The organism is Bacteroides nordii (assembly GCF_019930665.1).
GTDB lineage: Bacteria > Bacteroidota > Bacteroidia > Bacteroidales > Bacteroidaceae > Bacteroides > Bacteroides nordii.
Window position 1 is genome coordinate 5,389,822 of the sequence record NZ_CP082886.1, and the last position, 14,384, is coordinate 5,404,205.

The 14,384-nt window shown below is 39.4% G+C and carries 14 protein-coding genes; 11 read left to right on the forward strand and 3 right to left on the reverse strand.

Annotation, left to right across the window (positions count from 1 at the left end; translation table 11 throughout):
• Window positions 1–41: 41 nt before the first annotated feature.
• From K8P02_RS20665 to K8P02_RS20675, 3 genes are all read left to right on the forward strand, one after another.
• Window positions 42–353 carry an iron-sulfur cluster assembly protein gene (locus tag K8P02_RS20665; protein WP_002558965.1) on the forward strand — a complete coding sequence of 104 codons (312 nt, stop codon included), beginning with the start codon at window positions 42–44 and terminating at the stop codon, window positions 351–353.
• A gap of 33 nt (window positions 354–386) precedes the next feature.
• Window positions 387–1,151, forward strand: a complete 765-nt coding sequence (locus K8P02_RS20670) for a UDP-2,3-diacylglucosamine diphosphatase (protein ID WP_002558966.1) — start codon at window positions 387–389, stop codon at window positions 1,149–1,151.
• Between the two features lie 246 nt (window positions 1,152–1,397).
• The gene (locus K8P02_RS20675) at window positions 1,398–1,640 is read left to right on the forward strand and encodes a winged helix-turn-helix domain-containing protein (RefSeq protein ID WP_002558967.1); all 243 of its coding nucleotides are present in this window, start codon (window positions 1,398–1,400) and stop codon (window positions 1,638–1,640) included.
• Window positions 1,641–1,714: 74 nt separating this feature from the next.
• Here the strand turns inward: K8P02_RS20675 and K8P02_RS20680 are convergent, their stop codons facing one another.
• Together K8P02_RS20680 and efp are read right to left on the reverse strand one after the other, a co-directional pair.
• Window positions 1,715–3,112: an alkaline phosphatase gene (locus tag K8P02_RS20680; protein ID WP_025867687.1), complete on the reverse strand. Its 1,398-nt coding sequence runs from the start codon at window positions 3,110–3,112 to the stop codon at window positions 1,715–1,717.
• Between the two features lie 137 nt (window positions 3,113–3,249).
• Complete coding sequence (efp, locus tag K8P02_RS20685) at window positions 3,250–3,816, reverse strand: elongation factor P (RefSeq protein WP_002558969.1); 567 nt, start codon at window positions 3,814–3,816, stop codon at window positions 3,250–3,252.
• 192 nt (window positions 3,817–4,008) lie between these two features.
• Between efp and rpmH the strand changes: the two genes are divergently transcribed.
• The 7 genes from rpmH (at window position 4,009) to K8P02_RS20720 (ending at window position 11,286) form a co-directional block, all read left to right on the forward strand.
• Window positions 4,009–4,170 carry a 50S ribosomal protein L34 gene (gene rpmH, locus K8P02_RS20690; RefSeq protein ID WP_025867688.1) on the forward strand — a complete coding sequence of 54 codons (162 nt, stop codon included), beginning with the start codon at window positions 4,009–4,011 and terminating at the stop codon, window positions 4,168–4,170.
• 418 nt (window positions 4,171–4,588) lie between these two features.
• Complete coding sequence (locus K8P02_RS20695) at window positions 4,589–5,227, forward strand: PASTA domain-containing protein (RefSeq protein WP_025867689.1); 639 nt, start codon at window positions 4,589–4,591, stop codon at window positions 5,225–5,227.
• A gap of 41 nt (window positions 5,228–5,268) precedes the next feature.
• The gene (locus K8P02_RS20700; protein ID WP_002558972.1) at window positions 5,269–6,345 is read left to right on the forward strand and encodes an RluA family pseudouridine synthase; all 1,077 of its coding nucleotides are present in this window, start codon (window positions 5,269–5,271) and stop codon (window positions 6,343–6,345) included.
• The gene (locus tag K8P02_RS20705) at window positions 6,342–7,328 is read left to right on the forward strand and encodes a D-alanine--D-alanine ligase (RefSeq protein WP_025867690.1); all 987 of its coding nucleotides are present in this window, start codon (window positions 6,342–6,344) and stop codon (window positions 7,326–7,328) included. Before K8P02_RS20700 ends, K8P02_RS20705 begins: the two co-directional genes overlap by 4 nt.
• Before the next feature lie 6 nt (window positions 7,329–7,334).
• Window positions 7,335–8,480, forward strand: a complete 1,146-nt coding sequence (locus K8P02_RS20710) for a 1-acyl-sn-glycerol-3-phosphate acyltransferase (protein WP_007483664.1) — start codon at window positions 7,335–7,337, stop codon at window positions 8,478–8,480.
• 33 nt (window positions 8,481–8,513) lie between these two features.
• The gene (locus K8P02_RS20715; protein WP_025867691.1) at window positions 8,514–8,909 is read left to right on the forward strand and encodes a rhodanese-like domain-containing protein; all 396 of its coding nucleotides are present in this window, start codon (window positions 8,514–8,516) and stop codon (window positions 8,907–8,909) included.
• 220 nt (window positions 8,910–9,129) lie between these two features.
• Window positions 9,130–11,286, forward strand: coding sequence for a pectate lyase family protein (locus K8P02_RS20720; protein ID WP_002558976.1), 2,157 nt, complete (start codon window positions 9,130–9,132; stop codon window positions 11,284–11,286).
• Window positions 11,287–11,612: 326 nt separating this feature from the next.
• Here K8P02_RS20720 and K8P02_RS20725 read toward each other — a convergent pair whose 3' ends face one another.
• A complete protein-coding gene (locus K8P02_RS20725) occupies window positions 11,613–12,461 on the reverse strand; it encodes a helix-turn-helix domain-containing protein (RefSeq protein WP_002558977.1) in 849 nt (282 codons plus the stop codon).
• A gap of 90 nt (window positions 12,462–12,551) precedes the next feature.
• On the opposite strand from K8P02_RS20725, the gene K8P02_RS20730 reads away from it, so the two are divergent.
• The gene (locus K8P02_RS20730; protein ID WP_002558978.1) at window positions 12,552–14,333 is read left to right on the forward strand and encodes a sensor histidine kinase; all 1,782 of its coding nucleotides are present in this window, start codon (window positions 12,552–12,554) and stop codon (window positions 14,331–14,333) included.
• Window positions 14,334–14,384 lie beyond the last annotated feature (51 nt).

A 14,384-nucleotide genomic window follows, 5' to 3' on the forward strand; every position in this document is an offset into this window, starting at 1 on the left:
AAGCATTATTTTTGTGTAAGTAATCAATAAAACTCTCAACTATGACAAAGTTTGAAATAGAAGAAAAAATAGTAGACATGCTCAAGACTGTATTTGATCCGGAAATTCCGGTCAATATATATGATTTGGGACTTATTTATAAAATAGACGTATCTGAAACTGGTGAAGTGGTTATTGACATGACACTGACTGCACCTAACTGTCCGGCAGCCGATTTTATTATGGAAGATGTCCGGCAGCGGGTAGAATCGATAGAAGGAGTAACCTCAACTACCATCAATCTGGTTTTTGAACCGGAATGGGATAAGGATATGATGAGTGAAGAAGCAAAACTGGAATTGGGATTTCTTTAGTATAAAAACACTGAATATAAATACATCTACTTTATGAAAAACGTTTATTTCCTTTCTGATGCTCATTTGGGCTCTCGTGCTATCGAGCACGGTCGTACACAGGAGCGACGGTTAGTGAATTTCCTGGATAGTATCAAGCATAAGGCTGCTGCTATCTATTTGTTGGGAGATATGTTTGACTTCTGGTATGAGTTTAAACTGGTTGTTCCCAAAGGATATACTCGTTTTTTGGGAAAGCTCTCGGAATTGACAGATATGGGAGTGGAAGTGCATTTCTTTACTGGTAATCACGATATCTGGTGTGGAGATTATCTGACTAAGGAGTGTGGGGCTATTATTCACCGAAAACCACTGACCACTGAAATCTATGGAAAGGAGTTTTATCTTGCTCATGGAGATGGCTTGGGAGATCCGGATAAAAAGTTTAAGTTCTTGCGTGCCATGTTTCATAATGAGACATTACAGTTTCTTTTCTCGATGATTCATCCGAGGTGGAGTATCGACTTGGGGTTAACCTGGGCAAAGCATAGCCGGATGAAGCGTGAGGATGGGAAAGAACCTGATTATATGGGTGAAGATAAGGAACATCTGGTACTTTATACAAAAGAATATCTCAAAAGTCACCCCAATATTAATTATTTTATTTATGGACACCGGCATATAGAACTTGACCTGATGCTTAGTGCTACCGCTCGTATACTGATTTTAGGGGATTGGATTAATTACTTCTCGTATGCTGTATTTGATGGTGAGAATCTGTTTCTGGAAAATTATATTGAGGGGGAAACACAATTATAATGCTTCGTTTATTTTTCTTTTAGTTACGTTTTTATAGATAAAAGGATATAGCATTCAATTTATAAAAAGCTTTGTTTTCTTATGAATTAAACAAAAATAGGGCTTAAAAGTTTGATTTTATAATTTAAAATGGTATATTTGCTTTAAATAAGGGAGGTTCTGTTCAAATAAATCGGAGATGATTTATTTGTCATTTATAGATTCTGCGATAGAATAATATATTGTTTAACTTAAAAACGGAGAACTATGAACGAGCAAGATTTTAATAGTGCGTTGACTAAGATTGGGCGCATATTGAGGGAAACCCGTGAGATTAACACCCGAGAGTTGTTTAGTAAGCTGTCTTCCGCTCACATGAGAATTGATCGGGAAAGTTTCGCGTTTATTTTAGGATGGCTGGCAAGAGATAAAAAAATAAGCGTTGAACTTAGAGGAGACAATATGGTCATATCTGAACAAAGTAGTAGATATGAATTTTCTTTTGGATAATATAATGTGTTATACCTTATCAGTGTATAAAAAACAAAAGTCCTCTAACTTTGAACAGAGGACTTTTGTTTTTATTAATACCTTCCGGCTTTTGCTATTCGTTTTGGAATTTCAATATTATCTATTTTTCCTCCGAAAAGTTGTGAACCAGCTCCAATGGCGAATACCGGAACATAACCGGCTGAGTGGCTGCCGCTGGCCCAGTTGATCATTGCGATTTCATCCATCACTTCTTTGGCGCGTGCAGCCATTGGTTCGCTCTTCGAATATAAACTTTCTTCGAATACCACCTTGCTCTTTACGAATGACTTTTCGTATTCGTCACGCAATTTCTTTTCTTGTTCCCAGGAAATAGGTATTTCTTTCCAGAATCCCATGTTTTCTGCCAGGAACGATTTCATATCTTCCCAGGATACTTTGTTGTTTTTAGCTTTTCTTAGTTCGCTGATTTGTGTAGAAAGCATGTCTGCTGAGTTTTTCTGATATTGAAGCACTTGCAGGTTCAGTGCATATTTACCGGTACCAAGGGCTATACCACCTGTTTCATGATCCGCTGTCACTACGATCAGTGTTTCTTTGGGATGTTTTTTGTAGAACTCGTAAGCTACTTTGATTGCTTCGTCCATATCAATCACTTCATTGAATGTGGTAGCAGCATCGTTGGCGTGGCAACTCCAGTCTATTTTTCCACCTTCGACCATCAGGAAAAAACCTTTGTTTTTCTCTTTCGTAAGAAACTCAATTGCGCTTTCTGTAATTTGTGCTAAAGTCAGCTCTCCTTCTTTACGATCGATGGCATAGGGGAGAGATGAAACATCAGCACCTTCCTCCTGGATTAAGATCATTTTTTTTGCTTGAGGAACTTTCGCCTTAAAGTCATTGTAGCCACGTGCCAGTGTGTAACCTGCTTCTTCAAACATTGGGAAAATGCTGGGTGCTTCTTTCTTATCAGCTGTTGTAGTTGGTTTTAGGAACCCCGATCCTGCATAAAAATCAAAATCAGCTTTGGGCAGATCTGTTGCAATTTCATAGTACATACTGCGGCTGGGTTGATGCGCATAGAAAGCAGCCGGAGTAGCATGGTCTATACTTACACTGGTAGCAATTCCGACTCTTTTACCGGCCTTTTTGGCTTTTTCAGCTACGGTTTGCAGGGGATTCTTTTGATCATCCATTCCGATAGCACCGTTGTAGGTCTTAGAACCTGTAGCTAAGGCTGTACCGGCAGCCGATGAGTCGGTTACGGAATTTGTTGCGGAAAAAGTACTGGCCATAGTACCTACCGGGAATTGTGTAAAAAGTAATGGCTCTACACCGATGCGTCCGTTTTGTAATTCTGCACGATACATTTCTGTACCATTCACCTGATTTACCCCCATTCCATCTCCTATGAAATAGAACACATACTTTGCTTGCCCGTGTGCAACGACGGATATCAGGACAAAGCATAATACATACATTAATCGCTTCATTTTGTTATAAATTAAAAAGGTTTTTATTTGATAGGCAAATATAATGATTAAGCGGGGCATAAACACAACAAACGGTAAACTAATTGCGGTTATCTTGCAATTGGTTTACCGTTTGTGGTATAAATGAAATATTTTTGTTATGCTTTCACACGTCCTACGTAAGAACCGTCACGTGTGTCAATTTCAATTGTTTCACCTTCGTTGATAAACAATGGAACACGTACTGTAGCACCGGATTCTACTGTAGCAGGTTTCAGGGTGTTGGTAGCTGTATCACCTTTCATACCCGGTTCTGTATAAGTAACTTTCATCTGAACTTTAATGGGCATGTCAGCGTAAAGTACGGTTTCTGTAGAAGCATCGGAAACAACATCTAACACAGCTCCTTCAAGCAGAAAATCAACACCATTGATCAAATCGTGAGCAATAGGATGCTGGTCAAAAGTTTCCTGATTCATGAAGATGTAATCTTCTCCTTCTTTATATAAGAATTGGTAAGGACGACGTTCTACACGCACATCTTCCAACTTTTCACCGATGTTGAAACGGCGTTCGAGAACATAACCGCTTACTACATCTTTCAGCTTGGTACGCATAAAAGTGTTACCTTTTCCGGGTTTTACGTGAAGAAATTCAATGCAGAAATAGAGTTTTCCGTCCATACGGATACAGGTTCCGTTCTTGATGTCTTGAGCATTAATCATACTTGATATCCTTTATTATTATAATGTTATTGAGTTATCGACTGATATTTCCGAGTGCAAAAGTAATCTAAATCGGCAAAAAACACAAAATCTTTTGACTAAAAATGAGTTATCTCTTGGTTTATTTAAAAAAAGTGCCTATTTTTGCAGCCCGATTACGTAGAATAATAACAATAAAAACAAGATATAATAATGAAAAGAACATTTCAACCCTCTAACAGAAAGAGAAAAAACAAACACGGTTTCCGTGAGAGAATGACATCAGCTAACGGTCGTAGAGTATTGGCTGCCCGTCGTGCAAAAGGTCGTAAGAAACTGACTGTTTCTGACGAATACAACGGAGTAAAAGCATAAGGCTCTTTAGTCACATAGTTGTACAAAAAGAAATTGGAGAAGTAAAGGCATTGTCTTTACTTCTTTTTTTTGTCCCCTAATGGGAACTCACTTTCTTCTACGGGGTAGTCTCCTTTGTTCGGTGGGATAGAATGTACGACATGTGCATCTCGTACATTACCAGATGTGCATGTGGAGCAGCACGAGATGTGCATGTCGTGCAGTACGAGATGTGCATCTCGTACATCGTTCCGTTATGGCTTTCTATGTATCTGTGTATGTCAAGCTATACGAAAGAATCTATGTAGTAATGAGTTGCAAATGTTATTATGTGGCTTAATTACGTTCTATTGGCGTCAGAAAACTAAAAACTCTGTAAAACTCTATGCTACTATGTACTTAAAATTGTATCTTTGACCCGGATTAACGGCTAAGATTTATGACGATAAAGGAATTTTTTTCATTCAAGACCAATAAGTACTTTTGGTTAAACCTGATAGCTATGATGGCAGTAGTCATTCTGCTGTTATTTGGAGTGTTGAAATGGCTGGATGTTTATACTCGTCACGGTGAAGCTGTCGTGGTGCCGGATGTCAAGGGTATGACAGTGGGAGAGGCAGAAATGCTTTTGCGTAATCATGGTTTGGTATGCGTCGTCTCGGATTCTAACTATGTGAAAAATAAACCTGCCGGGAGTATCCTGGAATTAAATCCATCTGCCGGTCAGAAGGTGAAAGAAGGAAGAACGATCTATTTGACTATAAATACATTGGATGTTCCTTTGCGTCTTGTTCCGGATGTTGCCGATAATAGTTCTGTGCGTCAGGCACAGGCTAAGATACTGGCAGCCGGATTTAAACTTTCTGAGAATGAACTGATCTCAGGAGAAAAAGATTGGGTATATGGTGTGAAGTATAAAGGGCGCCAATTGAACATGGGCGATAAAGTTCCGGTGGGAGCTACACTGACACTATTGGTGGGCGATGGAGAGACGCAGGTTCAGGATAGTGATTCTCTTGAGATTGTAGAGGATGCGGCAGGAACTACGGATGTGTCGACAGATGACTCCTGGTTTTAAGTAAATTTACCTACTTGTTTATAGATAAGAGAGCGAACTGTATGATAGAGGAATTGCCGGACGATATCGAAACTGATATTGATGATATAGAACCTGTTGGCGAGGAAGCCAATGCCCAGCTTTACGAACACTTTAGGGTGGTAGTAGACAAGGGACAGGCTTTGATGAGAGTCGATAAGTATCTGTTTGAACGTATTGTTAATGCTTCACGAAACCGTATTCAGAATGCTGCTGCTGACGGGTTTGTGATGGTCAACGGAAAACCGGTAAAGAGCAGCTATAAGGTGAAGCCACTTGACGTGATAACGGTCATGATGGATCGTCCGCGTTATGAGAATGAGATAATTCCCGAAGATATTCCTCTTAATATCGTTTACGAAGATAAATACCTGATGGTAGTAAATAAGCCTCCTGGGCTGGTGGTGCATCCGGGGCATGGAAACTATCATGGAACATTGGTGAATGCTTTGGCATGGCATATGAAAGATAATCCGGACTATGATGCCAATGACCCGCATGTAGGTCTTGTGCACCGTATAGATAAAGATACTTCCGGATTACTGGTTATAGCTAAAACACCGGATGCAAAGACCAATTTGGGAATACAATTCTTTAATAAAACAACCAAACGTAAATATCGTGCACTGGTATGGGGCATTGTAGAACAAGACGAGGGTACTATTATCGGTAACCTTGCCCGTAACCCGAAAGATAGAATGCAGATGGCTGTAATGTCCGATCCAACAGTTGGCAAGCATGCTGTAACTCATTACAGGGTACTTGAACGTTTGGGGTATGTCACTCTGGTGGAGTGTGTACTTGAAACCGGGCGGACCCATCAGATCAGAGTTCATATGAAGCATATCGGTCATGTCCTGTTTAATGACGAACGTTATGGGGGGCATGAGATTCTGAAGGGGACTCATTTTAGTAAATACAAACAATTTGTAAACAACTGCTTTGACACTTGTCCGCGGCAGGCTTTGCATGCCATGACACTGGGGTTTGTTCATCCTGTCACAGGGGAGGAGATGAACTTTACTTCAGAGTTGCCTGACGACATGGCCCAACTGATAGAGAAGTGGAGAGGCTATATAAGTAATAGAGAATTAGAATGAAACGCACAATTGCTATCATAGCAGGAGGGGATACCTCCGAATTTTATGTATCTCTGCGTAGTGCACAGGGAATATATTCCTTTATAGATAAGGAGAAGTACAATTTGTATATCGTTGAGATGGAAGGACTCCGTTGGGAAGTACAATTGCCCGACGGAAAGAAAGCACCCGTAGATCGCAATGATTTTAGTTTTGTAAACGGTACGGATAAGGTGAAGTTTGACTTTGCTTACATCACCATTCACGGTACTCCGGGTGAAGATGGCCGTTTGCAGGGATATTTCGATATGTTGCGTATTCCATACTCTTGTTGTGGAGTATTGGCAGCGGCTATCACTTATGATAAATTTACTTGTAACCAATACCTCAAGGCTTTTGGGGTTCGTATCTCCGAATCTCTGTTGCTTCGTCAGGGGCAGTCTATCTCGGATAAAGATGTTGTTGAGAAGATCGGATTACCTTGTTTTATCAAGCCCAGTCTGGGTGGCTCCAGTTTTGGAGTAACAAAGGTCAAAACACGTGAGCAGATACAGCCCGCTATTACTAAAGCATTCAATGAAGCGCAGGAAGTACTTATTGAAGCTTTTATGGATGGCACGGAGATTACTTGCGGTTGTTATAAAACAAAAGAGAAATCGGTGGTGTTTCCTATAACGGAAGTAGTTACCAACAATGAGTTCTTTGACTATGATGCTAAGTACAACGGTCAGGTAGATGAAATTACTCCTGCCCGTATTTCTGATGATCTCACGCGTCGCGTACAAACCCTGACTTCGGCTATCTACGATATTTTGGGCTGTTCCGGAATTATTCGTGTAGATTATATCATAACAGCCGGTGATAAAATAAATTTGCTGGAGGTTAATACAACTCCGGGGATGACAGCTACCAGTTTTATTCCTCAGCAAGTACGTGCAGCCGGACTGGATATAAAAGAAGTGATGACTGATATAATAGAGAATAAGTTTTCTCATAAATTATAGCTGCTTATGAATACAACAGAGTTTGATGAAATACGTCCTTACAATGACGATGAACTTCCTCAAATATTTGAGGAACTAATAGCTGATCCGGCATTTCAAAAAGCTGCTTGTAGTGCCATTCCGAATGTGCCTTTTGAAATACTGGCACAGAAGATGCGTGCCTGTAAAACGAAATTGGATTTTCAGAAGACCTTCTGCTATGGTATTTTATGGAAGATAGCAAAAGACTTTACTGATGGTTTGAGTTTGGATCATACAGCATTGCCGGATAAAAAGAAGGCTTATACTTATATATCCAATCACCGGGATATTATTCTTGATTCGGGTTTTCTTTCTATCTTGCTGGTAGATCAAGGTATGGATACCGTAGAGATCGCTATTGGAGATAATTTGCTGATTTATCCGTGGATTAAGAAATTGGTTCGTGTTAATAAGTCGTTTATAGTACAACGTGCATTGACTATGCGACAAATGTTAGAATCATCTGCCCGTATGTCACGCTATATGCACTATACGATTATGGAGAAGAATCAGTCCATCTGGATTGCCCAGCGTGAAGGACGTGCCAAAGATTCTAATGACCGTACGCAGGATAGTGTCTTGAAAATGCTGGCTATGGGAGGAGAGGGAGATACGATTGATCGGTTGATGGAAATAAATATCGCTCCGATTGCCATTTCGTATGAGTATGATCCTTGTGATTTTCTGAAGGCTCAGGAATTTCAGTTGAAGAGAGATATTGAGGGATATAAGAAAACAACGCAGGATGATTTGAGAAATATGCAGACCGGATTGTTTGGTTATAAAGGGAAAGTACATTTTCAGGCAGCTGCTTGTATTAATGATGTTTTAGAGCAGCTTGATCGTAGTTTACCAAAGCCGGAATTGTTTTCGCATATCTCTTCTGTGATAGATAAACGTATTCATAGTAATTATCGTATCTATCCGGGAAACTATGTGGCACACGATTTATTATCGGGTACTTGTGAATTTGTCAGTCATTATACGCAGGAAGAGAAACTACATTTTGAAAAATATATTGAGCAACAGTTGAGTAAGATTGATATTCCCAATAAGGATGTTCCATTTCTGCGTGAGAAGTTATTGTTGATGTATGCCAATCCGTTGACTAACTACTTGTCTGCTCTTTAATGAAAATAATATTTGTTTTTTAATCGTATAACAATGTCAAAGATGAGTCAACTATTTGCAGGTTTTTTCCTTTTGATTTCTACTTTATTCTCTTGTCAGCAGCCGAAAGCAGATTTCAAATCACTATCGGTCGCAGATTTTGATTCTTTTATTAAAGCGGATGATGTACAGCGTTTGGATGTTCGTACGTTGGCCGAGTATTCGGAAGGCCATATCCCGGGAGCGGTAAATATCAATGTTCTGGATGATTCATTTGCTGCTATGGCTGATTCTACGCTTCAGAAAGAAAGACCGGTGGCTCTTTATTGCCGTAGTGGGAAAAGGAGTAAGAAAGCAGCAGAAATTTTAAGTAAGCGCGGCTATAAAGTCTATGAGCTTGATAAAGGATTTAATGCCTGGCAACAGGAAGCAAAAGAAATAGAACACTAACTCTTTTATTCTATCAATAAAGGCGGCTATGTAATTGAAAAATGATATAGTTATTGTCTTTCTATAGCGGTTCGGATGACCTATCTTTATTAGATAAGTCATCCGAACCGTTTTTTCTACATAAAAAGTTTATTATTCCACATTCACTGGGTTAATTCTCCGTAATCTTGCAGTCGTCAAACTGACGCTTTCTCTAATAATAATTGTGAAATATGAGACTATGAAAATCAAGACTCTACTTTTGTTTGTGTTTACCTTATTGGTATCGATTGCTTCTTCGGCTGCCGTTTCTATTAAAGAGATCGGTGGATGGTTTGAATCAGGTTATGTAACCTGGAATTTAGTAGACGGTGCTTCTACTTATCATGTTTATTATAAATCTGTAAATGGTTCTTATGTAAAACTTGATACCGAACTGGTTCGTGATTATGGCACTTATGGCCGTGCAGATGTATTAGGCGTTGTCCCGGGAAGTTATATATTTAAGGTTGTACCCGTTGATGAGGATGGTACCGAAATGGATATGGCGGCAGAATCTACTTCATTTGCAGTGAAAGCTCATGACCGTGCAGGTTTTGCCCACTTCAATTATTCAGGGGTAGGGGCATATAAGGATGATGGTACGCTGAAAGAAAATGCAAAGGTTCTTTATGTGACATCTAAAACTGCCAAAACAGTGACTTGCGATGTTGTTACAGATAGCAAGGGAAAGGTTGAAACATTCACCGGACTTCAGGCAATTATTGATGCGCGTCAGAAAGGATATGATACTACTCCTTTGGTTGTTCGTATTGTAGGAACAATCGAAGCTGCTGATATGGATTACTTTTCCAGTAGTGCAGAAGGGTTGCAAATTAAAGGGAAGAATGCCGATAGTGAAATGAATATTACACTTGAAGGTGTAGGAGATGATGCTACAATACGTGGGTTTGGCATTTTGCTGAGAAACTGTAAGAGTGTTGAAATTAGGAATCTGGCTATCATGCTTTGCATGGATGACTGTTTGTCTTTGGATACAGACAATAGTAATTGTTGGATACATAATATTGACTTTTTCTATGGAAAGACAGGGAGTGCTGCTGACCAGGCAAAAGGTGATGGTTCTCTGGACTGTAAGACCAATTCGAAATATATGACTTTCTCCTATAATCATTTCTGGGATTCAGGAAAAATGTCTCTTTGTGGAATGAAGTCTGAAAGCGGAGAGAATTTTATAAGTTATCATCATAATTGGTTTGACCATTCCGATTCACGGCATCCTCGTGTACGTACAATGACCGTACATGTGTATAACAATTATTTTGATGGAATTGCGAAATATGGAGTGGGAGCTACTACAGGTTCGAATGTATTTGTAGAAAGCAATTATTATCGTAATGCTAATAAGCCGATGCTCATTTCTTTGCAGGGAACAGATATTGTTAATGGAGTAAAGAATGGAACTTTCTCCGGAGAAAGTGGTGGAATGATCAAGGCTTTCGGAAATGTTTATGCTGAGAAATCTTCTAATTTCAAACTTGTTACTCACAAGCAATCTGCAACAAGTTTTGACTGCTACGAAGCAGAAACTCGTGATGAAGTTGTCCCTGCTTCTTATGTAACTTTGTCCGGTGGTACTTCTTATAATAACTTTGATACGGATAAGAGTAAGATGTATACCTATACAGCCGATGCAGCAACCGATGTGCCTGGTATTGTTACCGGACAGTATGGTGCAGGGCGTATGCAACACGGTGATTTTGAATGGACTTTTAATAATGCCGTAGACGATACTTCTTCTGACGTGAATACTGCATTGAAAGCAGCGATAACGAATTATACCACCAGTTTAGTAGGAATTTTTGGTGATACCTCTGGTGGTGGTACTACTCCGGTTCCTCCTACACCTCCTGTGGATGGTGATTATACATGTTATTTTACTGCTGATAAAAAGCCTTCAAACTCATTCTATTCAGTAACCGGTAGTTACTCTAAAGACAAGGGTACAGCAACTGTAAATGGTACGGTTTATACCTGGTGTTTGAAATTGGAGAGTGCTACTTCTGTGAAGTTTACGATAGAAGAAGAAATGATTTTGGCCCTGGTATTTGCAGAGGGAAGTACACCGAATATTAAAATAGATGGCACCAAAGTAGTAAGTACTTCTGGTAATATCATTACATCTGTACTTAATGCAGGTTCCCATGAACTAACTAAAGCGGATTCAAATAACCTTTTCTATATCAACCTGACTTCTTCAAATCCAACCGGTATTAATGAAACTTTGAATGATGTTGCCGATGAAGATGGCGTTATTTATGATCTTTCCGGACGGGTGGTTAAAAATCCACAGAGAGGCATTTATATTAGAAATGGTAAGAAGATTGTTTTTCCATAACATTAGTTTGGTGTAAAATAAAACTTGGGATGTGTGATATTAATATATGTTCCTGAGTATATTAGTCGATTTCATTACTGAATAGACAATGAGCAATCACCACCGAGTAACACAGAGTTTAAATCTTTATTGAAACACAGACTTCTAAGACCTGCACAAATATTTGCGCAGGTCTTAGAAGTCTGTGTTAATCCGCGTTTCATCAGATAAATAGTACTCTGTGAAACTCCGTGTTACTCTGTGGTGAAATACACTCAAAACTATACAAGAAAGAATTTGAGTCCGTCAGTGGTTTTTCTTATTCTAAAACTACAATAGTTGTTTCACTACCTCTTCTCATTGCGAAATTTTTGTGGTGTCATCCCTACGTGTCTCTTAAAAAACTTATTGAAGAATGCTGCATTATTGAATCCGAGATTCAGCGCGATATCTTTAACGGGAGTATGAGTGGTACGTAATAGGGTACGGGCATCTAAAATCAGAATACTGTTAATAACTTCCATCGCAGTTTGCCCATTTGATTTTTTTTTCACGATATGACAAAGTGTTGTTGATTTAATACCCATTTTTGTTGCGTAGAACTGTACCTGGTGTTGCTGTGTATGATATTCCTGTACAAGCCGGATAAACTTCCGATAGATGGCGGAATGCCTGTTGACAGGTGCTACTTGTAACAATGCTTTTCGTTGACTGAGTTCTGTGAATCCCTGTAAGAGTGCTTCAAGTATTGATTTGAGTGTGGCACGACTCAGCAAAAATGGTACGTCTTTACAAATTCGTGTCAGTAGTGAGAAAGTATCTGTATAGATATTGAATATTTTTTCGGGTAAGGGAAGTAAGGGATGTTCATTGATGATGTAGAACGTGTCAATAATTGATTTATCTAAATTGGTTTCGTGAACGAATGGTAGCGAAAATAGAATGACATGCATCTGTATATCGTCCGATGTTTTTAATATTTGAATAAAACTTTCCGAAGGAATAGCTATCATTGTGCCTGCTCCGATATTATAGTGTACCAGATTGATCATTGCTTTGAGGCGTCCCTGAACGCAAAGGGCGAAAATAACGACTTTAGTCTTTTTGAGTTCAGCGCAATATGCCCGTAACGTTTCACTGCCAATATGGTCATTGGCGATAAAATCGGTAGATATATGTAGTTCTGGAGTAAGCATGTTTTTGTTTGCTAAACGCTGAAATCTCTATTTTGGTTGCAAAAGTCATGATATTGACCTCTATTTAAGTTAATAACTTGTTAATTCTGTTTGGTGTGTGTTTACTATCTGTTAAAAGTGGTCAATCTGTACAGAATGGAATATAATATAAGAATAATGGAATATCGTTTCCATCTTGATTTGTTGTTAGGGTACGGGATTAACACGACCTTTGTATTCAGACACAACTCAGGTTATTGTATGAATAAATATCGGTTTAAGGTACGTTACTTGCCTGCCTTTTTACCTTTTCTGGTAGGGGAGAATAGTGCTCTGTTCATAATTGTTACAGCATTATTTATTGTTATTGTTCTTTTGTGTATAGCATTATGGCGTTTATATGTATGTCACCGGGTGATTAAAGAGATACGGGTAGGCGATGCCGTCAGTAGGCAGTTGTTTGATGTATGGCCGCTAAGCATCCTTATTCTCAGTCCGGAAGGGAGGATAGAACGGATGAATAATCTATTGTTGGAAGAACTGCAACTGGATATGGGCCGGATAGCGGGCAAACCGATAACCGATATCATCGAGTTGGTCCAGGACAAAGTGAATCTATTACCTCATTTCCTGGAAAAAATAGTACAAGGACAACATACTATTTCATTCTCTACAAATAGCTTTATTCGTGAGCCTCATGCAAATATTAGTTTTTTGATACAAGGGGGAATTGTAGGGGTTTATGATAAAGGCCGCTTGGTGAAAATTGTTTTTTATTTGCGCAATGTTCTCGAAGAACGAACCCAACGGCATGTATTGAATATTGCCTTGAGTAAAACACAGATTTTTTCCTGGTCATTTGATATGGAACGAAATCTGATGGTGATTGATCCTCGCTATTTTGATTATCTGGGTATTCCTACAAAAGACTATACGCTAACTATGGAGCAGTATGCTGATCTGGTACATCCTGATGACCGGAAAGAACTTTTTGAAGCTCTTGGGGGACAACTGACTGGAAATTTGTATGAAGCCCCTGTACCTTTCCGACTACATCGGGGTGATGGGAGCTGGGAGTGGTTTGAAGGGCAATCAACGTATGTAGGGCAACTTTCGGATCTTCCATTCCGCATTGTGGGTATTTGTATGAGTACGCAACGTCATAAAGATATTGAAGATACGCTGAATGATGCTCTTCGTAAGGCACAACGTAGCGATCAGTTGAAAAGTGCTTTTTTAGCTAATATGAGTCACGAGATTCGCACTCCGCTCAATGCTATTGTAGGGTTTTCGACTTTGCTTGTCAGTGAGCAGGCTGAGATGACCCCGGAAGAAGTAGAGGAGTATGCAGCACTTATCGATAAAAACGGGCGGTTGCTGATGCTTCTGATTTCAGATATTTTGGATTTGTCAAAAATAGAATCGAACACAATGGAGTTTAATATTTATACTTTCTCATTAAATGCAATGTTCGCTGATATAGCCCGCATGCAACAGATGAATATGAAATCTGGTGTAGAACTAATAGTGGACTTACCCGAAGAGGATACGGAGATAACAGCTGACTCGGCACGCTTGGGACAAGTAGTGAATAATCTGATAAATAATGCAGTGAAGTTTACTCCTGTGGGGAGTATCCAGATCGGATATCGACGGACAGGAGAAGATATGGTAGAGTTGTTTGTTGAAGATACCGGAAATGGAATGTCTGAAGAGGTACTCGAGCATATCTTCGAGCGTTTTTATAAAGGAGACTCTTTTGTACAAGGCACAGGGTTAGGTCTTGCTATTTGCAAAACTATCGTAGAGCATTTTTATGGCGAAATTTGCGTTAGGTCGAAGCCCGGAGAAGGGGCGAGATTTGATGTCAGGTTGCCGATAGGAGGGAGATAGGAGTAGTTTATAAAAATAGAGGAAGGCTCGTATTACAGTGTCTTATAACTC

What these genes read in the sequence shown, in the direction of transcription:
- K8P02_RS20695 (WP_025867689.1), top strand. Translation starts at nt 4,589, where the DNA reads ATGACGATAAAGGAATTTTTTTCATTCAAGACCAATAAGTACTTTTGG.
- K8P02_RS20680 (WP_025867687.1), bottom strand. Translation starts at nt 3,112, where the DNA reads ATGAAGCGATTAATGTATGTATTATGCTTTGTCCTGATATCCGTCGTT.
- K8P02_RS20720 (WP_002558976.1), top strand. Translation starts at nt 9,130, where the DNA reads ATGAAAATCAAGACTCTACTTTTGTTTGTGTTTACCTTATTGGTATCG.
- efp (WP_002558969.1), bottom strand. Translation starts at nt 3,816, where the DNA reads ATGATTAATGCTCAAGACATCAAGAACGGAACCTGTATCCGTATGGAC.
- rpmH (WP_025867688.1), top strand. Translation starts at nt 4,009, where the DNA reads ATGAAAAGAACATTTCAACCCTCTAACAGAAAGAGAAAAAACAAACAC.
- K8P02_RS20665 (WP_002558965.1), top strand. Translation starts at nt 42, where the DNA reads ATGACAAAGTTTGAAATAGAAGAAAAAATAGTAGACATGCTCAAGACT.
- K8P02_RS20705 (WP_025867690.1), top strand. Translation starts at nt 6,342, where the DNA reads ATGAAACGCACAATTGCTATCATAGCAGGAGGGGATACCTCCGAATTT.
- K8P02_RS20725 (WP_002558977.1), bottom strand. Translation starts at nt 12,461, where the DNA reads ATGCTTACTCCAGAACTACATATATCTACCGATTTTATCGCCAATGAC.
- K8P02_RS20715 (WP_025867691.1), top strand. Translation starts at nt 8,514, where the DNA reads ATGTCAAAGATGAGTCAACTATTTGCAGGTTTTTTCCTTTTGATTTCT.
- K8P02_RS20675 (WP_002558967.1), top strand. Translation starts at nt 1,398, where the DNA reads ATGAACGAGCAAGATTTTAATAGTGCGTTGACTAAGATTGGGCGCATA.
- K8P02_RS20670 (WP_002558966.1), top strand. Translation starts at nt 387, where the DNA reads ATGAAAAACGTTTATTTCCTTTCTGATGCTCATTTGGGCTCTCGTGCT.
- K8P02_RS20710 (WP_007483664.1), top strand. Translation starts at nt 7,335, where the DNA reads ATGAATACAACAGAGTTTGATGAAATACGTCCTTACAATGACGATGAA.
- K8P02_RS20700 (WP_002558972.1), top strand. Translation starts at nt 5,269, where the DNA reads ATGATAGAGGAATTGCCGGACGATATCGAAACTGATATTGATGATATA.